A 14,950-nucleotide genomic window follows, 5' to 3' on the forward strand; every position below is an offset into this window, starting at 1 on the left:
GGCGGTCGCATCAGGACCCTTCAGGTCGCCGCCAGGGTGTTCACGGTGACGAACCGCGGGATCACGCGCGCGTAGACCGGGTCGAACGGGACGCCGCCCTCCATGGACCGGGGCGCGGGCCCGAACAGCTCCAGTTCGGCGGCGGTGGGTTCCACGGCCGCGCACGTGCCGACGATCTCCACCGACCACCGGCCCTCGGTGGCGTCCGGCCGCTCCTGGTTCAGGTTGTCCGAGGCGTAGGCGACCACATGGCCGACGCAGGCCCGGTGGTAGCCGTGGCCGCGGTGCATGCGCAGCAGCAGCCGGCCGTCGACCACGATGTGGCGGGCACAGGCCAGGAAGGGCATCGCGCGCAGACTGGCGGCCACCCGGCCGTACTCGGTGCGGGCGAGCAGGTCGACGGCGCGTCGTTCGTCGGTCGGCATGCGACCACTGTGCGGGGCGGGCGCGGGGTGCCACAGAGTCCACCGTCCCGTCCGGACGGGACGTAAGTCCCTGACGGCTCCTCTAACGGCTGCCCCGGCCACTGCTGCCGGTCTGCGTCCCCGCCTGCATCCGGGCCACGTACGCGGCCGCCTGGGAGCGGCGCTGCATCCCGAGTTTGGACAGCAGGCTCGACACGTAGTTCTTGATCGTCTTCTCGGCGAGGTGCAGTTCCGTGCCGATCTGGCGGTTGGTGAGACCCTCGCCGATCAGGTCGAGGATCCTGCGCTCCTGGTCGGTGAGGTGCGCGAGCCGGTCGTCGGCCCGGGGAGCGCCCTCACGCAGCCGCTGGAGCACGCGCGCGGTGGCCGCGGGGTCCAGGAGGGACCTGCCGGCGGCGACGTCCCGTACGGCCGTCAGCAGCTCCTCGCCGCGGATGGCCTTCAGGACGTATCCGGAGGCGCCCGCCATGATCGCGTCGAAAAGGGCCTCGTCGTCGGCGTACGAGGTCAGCATCAGGCACTGGACGGAGTCGTCCCGGGAGCGGATCTCGCGGCACACCTCCACGCCGCTGCCGTCCGGGAGCCGTACGTCGAGCACCGCCACGTCGGGCCGGGTGGCGGGGATGCGCGCCAGCGCGTCGGCCGCAGTGCCGGCCTCGCCGACGACCTCGATATCGCTCTCCACGGAGAGCATCTCGCGGACCCCGCGCCGGACGACCTCATGGTCGTCGAGTAGAAAAACGGTGATTTTTCCTTCTTCGCGCACGCGGTCAGTCTCACATACGGAGTCTTCCCGTGGACCGGGTGCCCGGGATAACGTGCCGTTGCTCCGGCCTCCTGCAAGGCTGTGACCAGGGTCTCTCCCGACTTTGCCGATTTACTTGGAAATCCAAGCAAAAACGCAGGTCAAGAGGGGTTTCACAGAAATGTGAAGCACTGGGTAACGTGATGACCGCAGGGCGCTCGCCGGGGCACCTGTCACACCTGTTCCCGACCGAGTGGCACCCACCCCGTGCACGGGCGTCGGACGCAGGTGAGCCGCACTGGTACCCGGCAACCCCGGGGGCCGGACCGACGGAGGAGCACACGTGACCGTGGAGAGCACTGCCGCGCGCAAGCCGCGACGCAGCGCCGGAAGCAAGGCCGGCACCACCGGCACCGAGCGCACCACCCGCACCACCGCCAGGAAGGCCGCCGAGCCCGAGCTCGTGCAGCTGCTGACGCCGGAGGGCAAGCGGGTCAAGAACGCGAAGAACGCCGAGTACGCCAAGTATGTCGCCGGTGTCACCCCCGAGGAGCTCCGCGGCCTCTACCGCGACATGGTGCTCACCCGCCGTTTCGACGCCGAGGCCACCGCCCTCCAGCGTCAGGGCGAGCTGGGTCTGTGGGCCTCGCTGCTCGGCCAGGAGGCCGCCCAGATCGGCTCCGGCCGGGCCCTGCGCGACGACGACTACGTCTTCCCGACCTATCGCGAGCACGGCGTGGCCTGGTGCCGCGGGGTCGACCCGACCAACCTGCTCGGCATGTTCCGGGGGGTGAACAACGGAGGCTGGGACCCCAACGGCAACAACTTCCACCTCTACACGATCGTCATCGGCTCCCAGACGCTGCACGCCACGGGCTACGCCATGGGCGTCGCCAAGGACGGCGCGGACAGCGCGGTGATCGCCTACTTCGGCGACGGCGCGAGCAGCCAGGGCGACGTGGCGGAGTCCTTCACCTTCTCCGCCGTCTACAACGCGCCGGTCGTGTTCTTCTGCCAGAACAACCAGTGGGCGATCTCCGAGCCCACCGAGAAGCAGACCCGGGTGCCGCTCTACCAGCGCGCCCAGGGCTACGGCTTCCCCGGCGTCCGCGTCGACGGCAACGACGTCCTCGCGTGCCTCGCGGTCACCCGGTGGGCGCTGGAGCGGGCCCGCGACGGCGAGGGACCCACCCTCGTCGAGGCGTACACGTACCGCATGGGCGCCCACACCACCTCCGACGACCCCACGAAGTACCGGGCCGACGAGGAGCGCGAGGCCTGGGAGGCGAAGGACCCGATCCTGCGCCTGCGCCGCCACCTGGAGGCGTCGAACCACACGGACGAGGGATTCTTCGCGGAACTCGAGGCGGAGAGCGAGGCGTTGGGCAGGCGAGTGCGCGAAGCGGTCCGCGCCATGCCGGACCCGGACCGCTTCGCCATCTTCGAGAACGTGTACGCGGACGGACACGCCCTCGTCGACGAGGAGCGGGCCCAGTTCGCGGCCTACCAGGCATCGTTCGCGACGGAATCTGACAGCGGCTTCGCCGCGGGTTCGGGGGGAAACTGAGATGGCGGAGACCGTGACGTCCAAGAACCTGGCCCTGGCCAAGGCGATCAACGAGTCGCTGCGCCGCGCCCTGGAGGCGGACCCCAAGGTCCTGATCATGGGTGAGGACGTCGGCAAGCTCGGCGGCGTCTTCCGGGTGACGGACGGCCTTCAGAAGGACTTCGGCGAGAGCCGCGTCATCGACACCCCGCTCGCCGAGTCCGGCATCGTCGGCACCGCGATCGGCCTGGCCCTGCGCGGCTACCGCCCGGTGGTGGAGATCCAGTTCGACGGTTTCGTGTTCCCGGCCTACGACCAGATCGTCACCCAGCTCGCCAAGATGCACGCGCGTTCGCTCGGCAAGGTCAAGCTGCCGGTCGTCGTCCGCATCCCCTACGGCGGCGGCATCGGCGCGGTCGAGCACCACTCGGAGTCGCCCGAGGCCCTCTTCGCGCACGTGTCGGGCCTGAAGATCGTCTCCCCGTCCAACGCGTCCGACGCGTACTGGATGATGCAGCAGGCCATCCAGAGCGACGACCCGGTGATCTTCTTCGAGCCGAAGCGTCGCTACTGGGACAAGGGCGAGGTCAACCCCGAGGCGATCCCCGGCCCGCTGCACAAGGCCCAGGTCGTCCGCGAGGGCACGGACCTGACCCTCGTCGCCTACGGCCCGATGGTGAAGCTCTGCCAGGAGGTCGCCGCCGCGGCCGCCGAGGAGGGCAAGAACCTGGAGGTCCTGGACCTGCGCTCGGTGTCCCCGCTGGACTTCGACGCGATCCAGGCGTCGGTCGAGAAGACCCGCCGCCTGGTCGTGGTCCACGAGGCGCCGGTGTTCTTCGGGTCGGGCGCGGAGATCGCCGCCCGGATCACCGAGCGCTGCTTCTACCACCTGGAGGCCCCGGTGCTCAGGGTCGGCGGCTATCACGCCCCGTACCCGCCGGCGCGCCTGGAGGAGGAGTACCTGCCGGGCCTGGACCGGGTGCTCGACGCCGTCGACCGTGCCCTGGCGTACTGAGGAGAGGGTCGTGACGACGATGACGGAAGCGTCCGTACGCGAGTTCAAGATGCCCGACGTGGGTGAGGGGCTCACCGAGGCCGAGATCCTCAAGTGGTACGTCCAGCCCGGTGACACGGTCACGGACGGCCAGGTGGTGTGCGAGGTCGAGACGGCCAAGGCCGCCGTGGAACTGCCCATCCCCTACGACGGGGTGGTCCGCGCGCTGCACTTCGCCGAGGGCACCACGGTCGACGTGGGCATGTCGATCATTGCCGTGGACGTGGCGGGAGGGGCGGGCGGTGCCCCGGCCGCCGCCCCGATCGCCGAGGTACCGGCGCAGGCGGCCGTGCAGGCGCCCGCCCCGGCCCCGGCCGCCCCCGAGGAGCAGCCGGCGGCGCCGCAGGCCGAGGCCGCCAAGTCGGTGGGTTCCGGCCGCCAGCCGGTCCTCGTCGGGTACGGCGTGGCCGCGTCCTCCACCAAGCGCCGCCCGCGCAAGGGCCAGGAGACCGCGGCCTCCCAGGCCGCGGAGGCGGTCCAGGCGGAGCTGAACGGACACGGCGGCACGTCCGCCGTGCGGGAGCGCCCGCTGGCCAAGCCGCCGGTGCGCAAGCTGGCCAAGGACCTCGGCGTCGATCTCGCCACGGTGGTCCCGTCCGGCCCGGACGGCATCATCACCCGCGAGGACGTCCACGCGGCGGCGGCCCCGGCGGCCCCGGTCGAGCAGGCCGCTCCGGTGGAACGGCCGGAGCCGCAGGTGACGCAGGCTCCGGTCACCACCCCGGCGGCCGTGCCCGCGCCCTCGTACGACACGGCCCGGGAGACCCGTGTCCCGGTCAAGGGCGTCCGCAAGGCGACGGCGGCGGCGATGGTCGGTTCGGCCTTCACCGCGCCGCACGTCACGGAGTTCGTGACGATCGACGTCACGCGCACCCTGAAGCTGGTCGAGGAGCTCAAGCAGGACAAGGACATGCAGGGCCTGCGGGTCAACCCGCTCCTGCTGATCGCCAGGGCCCTGCTGGTCGCCATCAGGCGCAACCCGGAGATCAACGCGTCCTGGGACGAGGCGGCGCAGGAGATCGTGGTCAAGCACTACGTCAACCTGGGCATCGCGGCCGCGACCCCCCGGGGCCTGCTGGTCCCGAACATCAAGGACGCGCACGCCAAGACGCTGCCGCAGCTGGCGGAGTCCCTGGGCGAGCTGGTCTCGACGGCGCGGGAGGGGCGGACGTCCCCGGCCGCGATGCAGGGCGGCACGGTGACCATCACCAACGTCGGCGTCTTCGGCGTCGACACCGGCACCCCGATCCTCAACCCCGGCGAGTCCGCGATCCTCGCGGTCGGCGCGATCAAGCTCCAGCCGTGGGTCCACAAGGGCAAGGTCAAGCCACGTCAGGTGACGACGCTGGCGCTGAGCTTCGACCACCGGCTGGTGGACGGGGAGCTGGGCTCCAAGGTGCTGGCGGACGTGGCGGCGATCCTGGAGCAGCCCAGGAAGCTGATCACCTGGGGTTAGGGCCTGTCCGGCGGCGCACGCCGGACACCCGCAGGCGGCCGTCGGCCGGGGCTGCGCCTCCCGAGGAGGCGCAGCCCCGGGCCCCGGCGGACCTTGTTCCGCCCCGGCCCGCCCCGCCCCGGCCCGCCCCGGCCCGCCGCGGCCCGCCCCGCGCCTCAGCCCGCCTCGCCCCGCCTCAGCCCGGCTGGGACGCCGGGTCGGGCGCAGCCAATGGGGCCAGCCCACCAGCAGCCGGCCCGGCGCCAGCGTCAGCTGGGCTCGCGCCGTCTCAGCTCGGCCCGCCTCGCTCCGCGTCAGCCCGCCTCGCCCCGCCTCAGCTCCGTTCGGAGGTCGGGTTCGGGTGCAGCCAGTGTCTGTCCGTGGTCCAGCCCAGCAGCATTCGGCCGGTGCCCTCGTCGGCCCGGCCGCCCTCGGCGACCTGGTACAGGCCGGTCAGGGCGGGGGCCAGCCGCCCCGCCACATGGCCGGGGTGCAGGGCCGGCTCATGCGCCAGCCGGCCCAGCGTGCGGGCCCGCTCGCCGGGTGTGCACAGGGACAGGTAGAACACCAGCTGCCGCCAGGCGTAGGCCACGTCCTTGATGGTGCTCAGCGGGCGCGGGTTGTTGTGCACGCGGCCGGTCAGCCGGCACACGGTGGCGAAGGCGCGGCGGGCGAGGTCCGCCCAGCCCGCCTCCGGGTCCACACCGGCCCGGTGGACCAGGGTGGCCAGGTTGTGCGTGGTGAGGATCTGCGCCTGCTCGATCACCTTGCCGTTCGCGGCCACCGATCCTGCTCCGCGCCGCGACCGCGGTGAGCCGGCCTCGGCCCGCTCGACGCACAGCTTCGCGAACCCGGGCGAGGTCCTCGCCCCGTACGACGTCGTCAGCGCCTCGCCGGCCTCGACGATCGCCAGGTTGCGGACGGCCCGGTAGTCGACGGCGTAGTAGCGCTCGTAGAGCGAGCCGCCGCCCAGCAGCTCCGCCGCGATCCGGGCCGCGGCGAGGAACTTCGGGCTGAACGTACCCATGAAGATGTCGGCGGCCAGCTCCTCGACCAGGGGAGCGCCCAGCTCGGCCCGGCGGGCCAGCACGGACAGCTCACGGATCAGGGGGTTGGGCAGGATCGTGCCGGGGAACGCCTGCACGGCCAGCTCGCCGAGCTGCCGCAGCGCGACGGCGGACACCGCGCCCGCCTCGCTGTCCGCGCGCTGTCCGGCCACGGCCCGCACCCAGGGCAGTTCCTCCGCCCGCACCTGCCGCTGGAGATTGAGCAGCAGCAGGGAACGGCGGCTCGCGAACGCCCGGTGGTGGGCGGCCGCGAGCGTGCGCAGCGCGAGGTCGGGGTAGGCCTGCGCGGTGGTGGCGGCGACGAGCTGCGGTACCAGCTCGGCCAGCACCTCCGCCGAGGGCACGATGCCGCGCTCCACGAGGGTGCCCAGGGGTGCGCTCAGCGCGGCCTCGACGGGCCGCCGGACGGCGGGCGGAACCCTCGCGCCCGTGGGCAGTCCCGTCTCCCGCGCCTCCTCCTCGCTCACGTCGGCGACGAGCGGCGCGACCTCGGCCACGCCCGCCCGCTGGTCGAGCCCGGACAGCCGGCGCAGGACCAGCTGGGCCAGCGCGTGGTGCGAGGGCAGTGCCGCCTGCGTGGCCTGCTCCCGGCGCAGCGCGGTGAGCCGCGGGGAGCCGGGCAGTCCGCGCCGGCGCACCATGGACGTGACGGCGTGCCGCAGCAGCCCGAGCCGGCGCGCGTCGAGTTCCCGTCCCGCGACGGTCTCCTCCAGCGCCCCGCGCAGGATCCCCAGGTTCTCCTTGGCGCTGCGGTGCTTGGTGCAGTACGTGTGCCGTCCGGCCAGGTCGCGGTAGCGGCGCAGCAGTTCGGTGCCGCGTCCGCGCCAGGCGGTGTCGGGGGCGCGGGTCAGCACCCGGGCCGGGTGCCCGGCGTCGGCGGTCTCCAGCCAGTGGGCGAGCAGTTCGTCGCCGAACGGCTGCCACACGGTGAGCGCCTCCCGCTGCGTCTCCACCGCCGCGCTGGGCCGCCGCCGCGCCAGGCTCGCGCCCGCCTCGGCGACGGTCCGCCGGTGCAGCGTGCCGGCGTCGGGCAGCGGGCGGGCGGCCGGGCGGGGGGTGAACCGCAGGCGTCCCGCGAACGGCGCGAGCTCCTCGACGAGTGCGACCGCCGCGTCCGTCTCCCCGGCCCGGGCCAGCCAGGCCACGGTGAGCAGGGCGGCCTCCTCGGGGACGGTCACCTCGTACCGTCCGCCGTCGAGGAGTTCGCCGAGCTGTGCCAGCCCGTCCTCGGTCAGCCAGTACGCGAACAGCGCCTGCCGGTCCGGCGGCACCCCGGCCCGGCGCGCGGCCTCGGCCTCGTACTCCGTCAGGGGTCCGCCGGCGCTCGGCGCGCCGGTGGCGAAGCCGCCCCGGAGCACCTCGGGTGTCACCCAGGCGGGCAGGTCCCGGACCGGTGTGCGGGAGCCGATGGTGAGCAGGCCGTTCGCCATGCCCGCCAGCACGGACCGCCAGGCGCGCTGTCGTTCGCCGGCCCGCCGACGGGTGTCGGGGTCGTCGTGGGTGAGCGCGGTCCGGAGCGCCCTGGCCAGTTGGCCGGAGGCGTAGCCAGGGTTGGCCTCTGCGAGGTGCTGCTGGTCAGCGTCGTCGTTCATAAGCCGACGTGGCGGGTGCCGCCCCCGCGCCCTCCGGGTCTCGAGCCCGGTGCTCCGACTGCTGAGCTACACGTCGATGAGCCGACGTGGCAGGTTCCGCCCCTGCGCCCTCCGGGTCTGGAGCCCGGCGCTCTGGCTACTGAGCTACACGTCGATGAGGCCCGACGGTAGACGTCGAACGCCCGTCCGGACAACCGTGTTTCGCGCCGGGGAGCCGCGAACGGCCCGTACGCGGGAGCGCGCTGAAAGCCGCTCCCGCGGTTCGGCCCCCTACGCGGGCACGTGCACCGTTTCCACGCGGCTGGCCACCAGGCGTTCCCGCTCGCGACGGGCCGCCCGGCCGCGCAGCCGCAGGATCTGGCTGACGCCGAGGGCCTGGAGGACGAAGACGCAGGAGAAGGCGATCGTGTAGTCGTCGCCGGTCGCGTCCAACAGCACGCCGACCGCGAAGAGCGTCGTCATCGAGGCCACGAAACCACCCATGTTGGTGATGCCGGAGGCCGTTCCCTGACGCTCGGGCGGGTTCGCCGGGCGGGCGAAGTCGAAGCCGAGCATCGAGGCGGGGCCGCACGCGCCCAGGACCGCGCAGAGCGTCACCAGCAGCCACATCGGCGCCCGCTCGCCGGGGTAGGCGAGGGTCGCCGCCCACATCAGGGCGGTCGCGCCGACCGTGCTCAGCGCCAGTGGCAGCCGCGCCTCGTGGTGGCGGGCGACGATCTGGCCGTAGACGAGGCCCACGACCATGTTGCTCAGGACCACCAGGGTCAGGAGCTCACCGGCCGTCGCCCGCGACAGGCCCTGCGCCTCCACCAGGAACGGCAGGCCCCACAGGAGCAGGAACACCATCGCCGGGAACTGGGTGGTGAAGTGCACCCACAGGCCGAGCCGGGTGCCCGGCTCGCGCCAGGACGCGGCGATCTGACGGCGCACGTACGCCGCGCCCCGGTGCGGGAACGGCGCGGGCTCGTGGCCCTCGGGGTGGTCCTTCAGGAAGAGCAGCAGCAGGACCAGGACCACCACGCCCGCCAGCGCGCTGCCGGCGAAGGCCGCCGTCCATCCGACGCCGTGCAGGAGGCGGGCCAGGACCAGGGTCGAGACCAGGTTGCCCGCCATCCCCGCCAGTCCCGCGAGCTGGGCGACCATCGGCCCGCGGCGCGCCGGGAACCACCTGGTCCCCAGCCGCAGGACGCTGATGAACGTCATTGCGTCCCCGCAGCCGAGCAGCGCGCGTGAGGCGAGGGCCATGCCGTAGGACGGAGAGAAGGCGAAGCCGAGCTGGCCGACCGTGAACAGCACGACGCCGATGGTCAGCATCTTCTTCGTGCCGAGCCGGTCGACCAGCAGGCCCACCGGTATCTGCATGCCCGCGTAGACCAGGAGCTGGAGGATCGAGAAGGTGGACAGGGCCGAGGCGTTGACGTGGAAGCGGTCGGCGGCGTCGAGGCCGGCCACCCCCAGGGAGGTACGGAAGATGACCGCGACGAAGTAGACCGAGACACCGATCCCCCAGACGGCCATCGCGAGCCGTCCGCCCGGCGGATCACCCGGAAGGGTGGAGTTCGGGCCGCGGGAGCCGGCGCTCATCGGACGTCCCCGCGGGCCAGGTGGGAGAACCAGCCGACGTGCCGGTGGACGATCTCGACGGCGGCTTCGGCGTCTCCGGAGCGCAGCGCCCGCAGGATCTCCTCGTGCTCGCCCAGCGTCTTGGCGATCCGGTCGGGGTGGGAGTGCATCACGGCGACGCCCATCCGCAGCTGGCGGTCACGGAGCTGGTCGTACAGCCTCGACAGGATGGCGTTGCCGCCGCTGCGGACGATCTCCGCGTGGAAGCAGCGGTCCGTCACGGCGGCCGCGGCCAGGTCGCCCGCCGCGGCCTGCGCCTTCTGCTCGGCGAGCAGCTCCTCCAGCCGCTCGATGAGCGCGGGTGACGCGGGAACCGCCTTGCGTGCCGCGTGTTCCTCCACCAGCAGCCGGGTCTCCACCACGTCCGCGATCTCCTGTGCGGAGACCGGCAGGACCAGGGCGCCCTTCTTCGGGTAGAGCTTGATCAGCCCCTCCACCTCGAGGCGCAGCAGCGCCTCCCGGACCGGGGTGCGCGAGACGCCGACGGCCTCGGCGAGCTCGCCCTCGGTGAGGAGGGTGCCGCCCTCGTAACGGCGGTCCAGCACACCTTGCTTGACGTGGGCGTACACACGGTCGGCGGCGGGGGGTTGCTTCACGGGGACGGGAGCGGGCGGGGCGGAGGACGGCATGCCCACAGGATAGATACAACACGTACCCAACGGGGGGCCGGTCCAGAATGCGGACCCGTTCCGACCTTCCCCGGCGGACCCGTTCCGACCTTCCCCCGGCGGACCCGTTCCGACCTTCCCCCCGGCGGACCTGCGCCGGCCCGTGCGGACCGCTTCGACCTCTGTGGAGCGGCACGGACCTCCGCGGAGCCCGGTGCGGTCCGGTGCGGTCCGGGGAACCGGGTGCGGGCCGGGTCAAGTAATCGGAAATTCGGCCCAGCAAGCGCACAACTTTCTGTGCTACTTACGTGTCACACACATGCGGCCCGTTTTTTTTTATCCCCTCCCCAACTTGGCCGCATCGCAGGGGCATTCGACGTAATCGGGGTATTTCAGTTGATAACCGCCACCAAGGGCATCCGAGTCCGCAGGGCCGCATCCGTCGCCGTCACGGTCGGCGCAGTGCTCGCGACCGGAGCCCTCACCGCGGCACCCGCACAAGCCGTCACGACGCCCACGATCGCCGCCAAGACCGGCTACGTGATGAACAACGCGAACGGCGCCGCGCTCTACAACAAGGGCATGGACACCAAGCTGTCCACCGGTTCCACCACGAAGATCATGACGGCGAACGTCGTGCTGTCGCAGACGAACCTGAACCTGGACGCCAAGGTCACCATCCAGAAGGCCTACAGCGACTACATAGTGGCGAAGGGCGCCTCGTCCGCGCGTCTGATCGTCGGTGACAAGGTAACGGTCCGTCAGCTGCTCTACGGGCTGATGCTGCCGTCCGGCTGTGACGCCGCGTACGCCCTGGCCGACAAGTTCGGCACGGGCTCCACGCGGGCCGCGCGCGTGAAGAACTTCATCGCCAAGATGAACAACAAGGCCAAGGCGCTGGGCATGACCCGGACGCACTTCGACTCGTTCGACGGCATCGGCAACGGGTCGAACTACTCGACCGCCAAGGACCTGTCGAAGCTCGCCAGCAACTCGCTGAAGAGCGCGAACTTCCGCGCGGTCGTCAAGACCAAGTCGTACACCGCCAAGACCATCACCAAGACCGGCTCCACCCGCACCATGGCGGCCTGGACCAACACCAACACGCTGCTGAGCAGCTACAGCGGCGCCATCGGCGTGAAGACGGGCTCCGGCCCGGAGGCGAAGTACTGCCTCGTGTTCGCCGCCACCCGCAACGGCAAGACCGTCGTGGGCACGGTGCTGGCCTCCACCAGCGCGTCGGTGCGTGCCGCCGACGCGACGAAGCTGCTGAACTTCGGCTTCGCCAAGCTGGGCTGACACCCGCTCGACCCGCGCCACCGGAACGGGCCCGCCGTGATCCACACGGCGGGCCCGTTCCCGTTGTCCCTGTCCCGCCGGCTACCTGGTGACCGCGAAGTTCCGCAGGATCGCCGCCGTCAGCTCCGGGTCGCCCTCCGCCTTCACCCGGTCGGCGACCGCGTCCGCCGTCACCCGCCCGCACGCCAGCCGCACGTACGTCTCCCAGTCGAGGGTGAACGCGGCGGCCGGGCCGAGCGCCGGGGCCGTCTCCAGGGTGCCGCGGCCCTGGATGTCGACGCGGATGGTGCGCAGGAACTCGATCGGCCCGTGCACGTCGAAGACGACCGCGGAGCTGCGCGGGGCGTCGGCCTTCTCGGCGACGACCGCCGGGAGTTCCGCGAGCAGCGCGTCGCGGGCGATGTGCGCGCCGGGCGAGTCGAGGTTGCCGGGGCGGCCGAGGGCGGCGCGCAGGTCCTGCTCGTGCGCCCACACGTTGAACGCGTGCTTGCGCATGGACTCCTCGAGCGTCAGCTCGGTGCCGAGCGGACCGCGGACCATGGTGGTGGGCTGGCGCGACTCGTTGCGCAGCTGGCGGTTGCGGCGGATGACCGTGTACTCCAGCTCGGACGTCATCTCCGGCGCCGTGTGGTGGCGGCGGACGTCGACCTGCATCTCCATGTAGCGCTGGATGTCGTTGGTGACGTGGTACAGGTCGCGCGGGAGCGTGTGGATGGGACGCGGGTCGCCGTACATCTCGCAGTCCAGCCCGATGACGTGCGACACGATGTCGCGCACCGACCAGCCGGGGCACGGCGTCCGGCGGTTCCAGTCCGCCTCCACCAGCGGCAGCACCAGCTCGGATATCGCTTCGATGGAGTGGGTCCAGGCGTCGGCGTAGGGCTGGAGGGTGGGATGCAGACTCACGGAAACGGGACCCCTCGGCGGTCGGTACTCGGGTGGCTGTGGCGGCGTTGCCAGCGGGAGGTGGCGGATGTCGGCAGTGTCGGCGGGTGTCTCGGAACGCTAAGTTACGCTGCTGTGAGGCACCCCGGCAGTGCTTTCGTGTGACGATCGTAGGCCCGTGTGGACGACTCGAATGCCAGGACGGTGGTAGTGTGCGCGCCTCTCTGATCCAGATCGCTGTAGAAGAGGGCGAATCGGTCGAATCGCGCCGGGTGCGGGTAGCCGCTCTGGTGCGGGAACAGGCCGGAGCCGCCGACCTGGTGGTACTGCCGGAGCTGTGGACGACCGGGGCGTTCGCCTACGAGGAGTTCGGCAGCGAGGCCGAGCCCCTGGAGGGGCCGACGTTCGAGGTGATGGCCAAGGCCGCGAGCGACGCGGGCGTCTGGCTGCACGCGGGCTCGATCCCGGAGCGGGCTCCGGCCGGCGAAGGTTCCGCCGCGGGCGAGGGCGCCCTCTACAACACCTCTCTGGTCTTCTCCCCCTCCGGTGAGCTGGCCGCCGCCTACCGCAAGATCCACCGCTTCGGCTTCGACAAGGGCGAGGCCGTGCTGATGGGCGCGGGCGAGGAACTGGTGACGGTCCGCCTCCCCGGGACGACCGTCGGCGTCGCCACCTGCTACGACCTCCGTTTTCCCGAACTCTTCCGCGGTCTCGTCGACGCCGGTGCCGAGACCCTGGTCGTCCCCGCGGGCTGGCCGGAGCGCCGCCGGGCGCACTGGACGCTGCTGGCCCGGGCGCGGGCGGTGGAGAACCAGGCGTTCGTGCTCGCGTGTGGAACGGCCGGGACGCACGCCGGAGTTCCGCAGGCGGGTCACTCGATCGTGGTGGATCCGTGGGGCGAGGTGCTGGCCGAGGCGGGTTCGGGCGAGGAGATCCTGACGGTCGAGTTCGACCCCTCCAGGGTCGCCACGACCCGGGAGCAGTTCCCGGCCCTGAAGGACCGGGTGCTCGGACTGCGCGCTCCGGAGCGCCGCGCCCGGTCCTGACCCAGGCCCCGGTCCTGACCCAGGCCCCGGTCCTGGCCCAGGCCCCGGTCCTCGAACCGGTCCTGGTCCGTGCCCTGGCCCTCGTCCCGGTCCTAGTCCTCGTGCTCCTTGTCGGCGAGGTGGATCACACACACCGCCACCGCGATCAGCAGCGCCGGATCCGCGTCCTCCCGGACGACGTCGACACCGTACGTCTCCCGTACGTGCAGCCATCGCCGGGAGACGACGGCCAGCAGCTCGCCGTCGTACTCGACCGCGAACTCCCGGTCGAGGATCTTGCCGCTGACGTCGAGTTCGGTGCGGCCGTCCGCCAGCGCCACCCGGTAGTGGTTGCGCAGCAGCGACAGCCGCTTGCGCCGGATCGTGGCCAGCGGCTCGCCTGCCCGTTCGATGACCATCGTGTCCCGCAGGGCGAACATCTTCTGGTGGATGTCGATCAGGACCCGCCCACGGGTGTCCTTCAGCTCGAAGGTGTCCCGCAGCCGCATCGCCTTCCCGTCGACGAGGTACACCTTGTTGCCGTGGTCGTCCTCGATCCAGTAGTCGTCACCGAAGCCGAGGAGCCGGTCGCGTACGAGGAATCTCATGCGGTTACGGCTTCCCCGGCGGCCGGTCCGAAACGCCGCCGGTAGGCCGATGGGCTGAGTCCGGTCTCGCGTCGCACGCGTGCGCGAAGGTTCGCTGCGGTCCCCAGCCCGCTCCTGGCCGCCACCACGTCCAGCCGCCGCTCCCCCCGCTCGATCAGCCGGCAGGCGAGCGCCACCCGCTCCGCCGTCAGCCAGGCGAGCGGGGTGGTGCCGAGCTGCGCCCTGAACCGCCGGTGCAGGGTCGCCGGGCTCACCGCCGCCCCGGCCGCGAGCTCCGCCACCGTCAGCGGCTCCCCCAGCCGCAGCCGCGCCCACGCGAGCAGCGGCGCCAGCGACTCGTCGGGCACGTCCGGCACCGGGCGCTCCACGAACTGCCGCTGACCGCCGTCGCGGTGCGCGGCGAACACCAGCCGGCGGGAGACGGCGTTGGCGATCTCCGCGCCGTGGTCGCGCCGCACGACGTACAGCCCGAGGTCGAGCGCGGCGGCGCTGCCCGCGGCGGTCAGGATGCCGCCCTCGTCGACGAAGAGGACGTCCGACTCCAGTCGCACCCGGGGATGCAGCGTCCGGAACGTCTCGGCCCACATCCAGTGCGTGGTGGCCCGGCGTCCGTCCAGCAGCCCGGCCTCGGCGAGCGCGAAGGTGCCGGTGCAGAAGCTCATGACCCGCGCCCCGCGCGCGTGGGTGCGCCGGATGGCGTCCAGGACGGCCGGGCCGCGCGGGACGACGTTGTCCGGCCGTCCTGGCACCACGAGGGTGTCCGCCGAGTCCACCGCGTCCAGGCCCCGCCCGTCGGTCAGGGTGAAGAACCCGTGGTTCATCCGCACCTCGCGCGCGGGGGTGCACAGCACGACCTCGTACAGCGGCCCGGCCAGTCCGAGTTCGGGCCGGGGCAGCCCGAACAGCTCGGTGGCGACACCGACCTCGAACGGGTTGGTGCCCTCGTCCACGATCACGGCGACCCGGTGCGGCGCGCGTGGTCCGGGCTGCGCGGGCGGCGCGGGCTGCGCGGGCTGCGAGGATTCTTGCGGCATGTGC

The 14,950-nt window shown here is 72.3% G+C and carries 13 protein-coding genes and 2 tRNA genes; 5 read left to right on the forward strand and 10 right to left on the reverse strand.

From position 1 onward, the window contains the following. Positions 1 to 20 precede the first annotated feature (20 nt). The gene (locus tag AOQ37_RS14545) at positions 21 to 425 is read right to left on the reverse strand and encodes a pyridoxamine 5'-phosphate oxidase family protein (protein ID WP_062644912.1); all 405 of its coding nucleotides are present in this window, start codon (positions 423 to 425) and stop codon (positions 21 to 23) included. 82 nt (positions 426 to 507) lie between these two features. Further along, positions 508 to 1,191, reverse strand: coding sequence for a response regulator (locus tag AOQ37_RS14550; RefSeq protein ID WP_062644913.1), 684 nt, complete (start codon positions 1,189 to 1,191; stop codon positions 508 to 510). Between the two features lie 322 nt (positions 1,192 to 1,513). Between AOQ37_RS14550 and pdhA the strand changes: the two genes are divergently transcribed. From pdhA to AOQ37_RS14565, 3 genes are read left to right on the forward strand one after another with little or no spacing between them, the layout of a single operon-like run. Further along, on the forward strand, positions 1,514 to 2,737 hold the full coding sequence (gene pdhA / locus AOQ37_RS14555) for a pyruvate dehydrogenase (acetyl-transferring) E1 component subunit alpha (RefSeq protein WP_062644914.1): 1,224 nt from the start codon (positions 1,514 to 1,516) through the stop codon (positions 2,735 to 2,737). 1 nt (position 2,738) lies between these two features. Then, complete coding sequence (locus AOQ37_RS14560) at positions 2,739 to 3,731, forward strand: alpha-ketoacid dehydrogenase subunit beta (RefSeq protein ID WP_057606248.1); 993 nt, start codon at positions 2,739 to 2,741, stop codon at positions 3,729 to 3,731. Between the two features lie 10 nt (positions 3,732 to 3,741). Further along, complete coding sequence (locus AOQ37_RS14565) at positions 3,742 to 5,226, forward strand: dihydrolipoamide acetyltransferase family protein (protein WP_062644915.1); 1,485 nt, start codon at positions 3,742 to 3,744, stop codon at positions 5,224 to 5,226. Between the two features lie 313 nt (positions 5,227 to 5,539). On the opposite strand, the gene AOQ37_RS14570 is transcribed toward AOQ37_RS14565, so the two are convergent. From AOQ37_RS14570 to AOQ37_RS14590, 5 genes are all read right to left on the reverse strand, one after another. Continuing rightward, a complete protein-coding gene (locus AOQ37_RS14570) occupies positions 5,540 to 7,864 on the reverse strand; it encodes a hypothetical protein (protein ID WP_062644916.1) in 2,325 nt (774 codons plus the stop codon). Positions 7,865 to 7,867: 3 nt separating this feature from the next. Next, positions 7,868 to 7,940, reverse strand: a tRNA-Ser gene (locus AOQ37_RS14575). 5 nt (positions 7,941 to 7,945) lie between these two features. Next, positions 7,946 to 8,018, reverse strand: a tRNA-Trp gene (locus tag AOQ37_RS14580). Positions 8,019 to 8,134: 116 nt separating this feature from the next. Then, positions 8,135 to 9,382 (reverse strand): MFS transporter, encoded by a 1,248-nt coding sequence (locus AOQ37_RS14585; protein ID WP_374701504.1) that lies wholly within the window; start codon positions 9,380 to 9,382, stop codon positions 8,135 to 8,137. 62 nt (positions 9,383 to 9,444) lie between these two features. Next, a complete protein-coding gene (locus tag AOQ37_RS14590; protein WP_062645131.1) occupies positions 9,445 to 10,116 on the reverse strand; it encodes a GntR family transcriptional regulator in 672 nt (223 codons plus the stop codon). A gap of 375 nt (positions 10,117 to 10,491) precedes the next feature. Here AOQ37_RS14590 and AOQ37_RS14595 point away from each other — a divergent pair, with 375 nt between their 5' ends. Next, a complete protein-coding gene (locus AOQ37_RS14595) occupies positions 10,492 to 11,394 on the forward strand; it encodes a D-alanyl-D-alanine carboxypeptidase family protein (protein ID WP_062644918.1) in 903 nt (300 codons plus the stop codon). A gap of 81 nt (positions 11,395 to 11,475) precedes the next feature. Here the strand turns inward: AOQ37_RS14595 and AOQ37_RS14600 are convergent, their stop codons facing one another. Next, entirely contained in the window at positions 11,476 to 12,300 is an 825-nt protein-coding gene (locus AOQ37_RS14600) for a maleylpyruvate isomerase family mycothiol-dependent enzyme (RefSeq protein ID WP_062644919.1), read from the reverse strand. A gap of 191 nt (positions 12,301 to 12,491) precedes the next feature. Between AOQ37_RS14600 and AOQ37_RS14605 the strand changes: the two genes are divergently transcribed. Continuing rightward, on the forward strand, positions 12,492 to 13,325 hold the full coding sequence (locus AOQ37_RS14605) for a carbon-nitrogen family hydrolase (protein WP_062644920.1): 834 nt from the start codon (positions 12,492 to 12,494) through the stop codon (positions 13,323 to 13,325). A gap of 92 nt (positions 13,326 to 13,417) precedes the next feature. Here the strand turns inward: AOQ37_RS14605 and AOQ37_RS14610 are convergent, their stop codons facing one another. Beyond that, positions 13,418 to 13,912: an LURP-one-related/scramblase family protein gene (locus tag AOQ37_RS14610; RefSeq protein ID WP_062644921.1), complete on the reverse strand. Its 495-nt coding sequence runs from the start codon at positions 13,910 to 13,912 to the stop codon at positions 13,418 to 13,420. Then, complete coding sequence (locus AOQ37_RS14615; RefSeq protein ID WP_062644922.1) at positions 13,909 to 14,946, reverse strand: GlxA family transcriptional regulator; 1,038 nt, start codon at positions 14,944 to 14,946, stop codon at positions 13,909 to 13,911. The genes AOQ37_RS14610 and AOQ37_RS14615 overlap by 4 nt, the downstream gene beginning before the upstream one ends. Positions 14,947 to 14,950: the final 4 nt, after the last annotated feature.

This window comes from Streptomyces maremycinicus (assembly GCF_001184025.1).
In the GTDB taxonomy this organism is placed as follows: domain Bacteria; phylum Actinomycetota; class Actinomycetes; order Streptomycetales; family Streptomycetaceae; genus Streptomyces; species Streptomyces maremycinicus.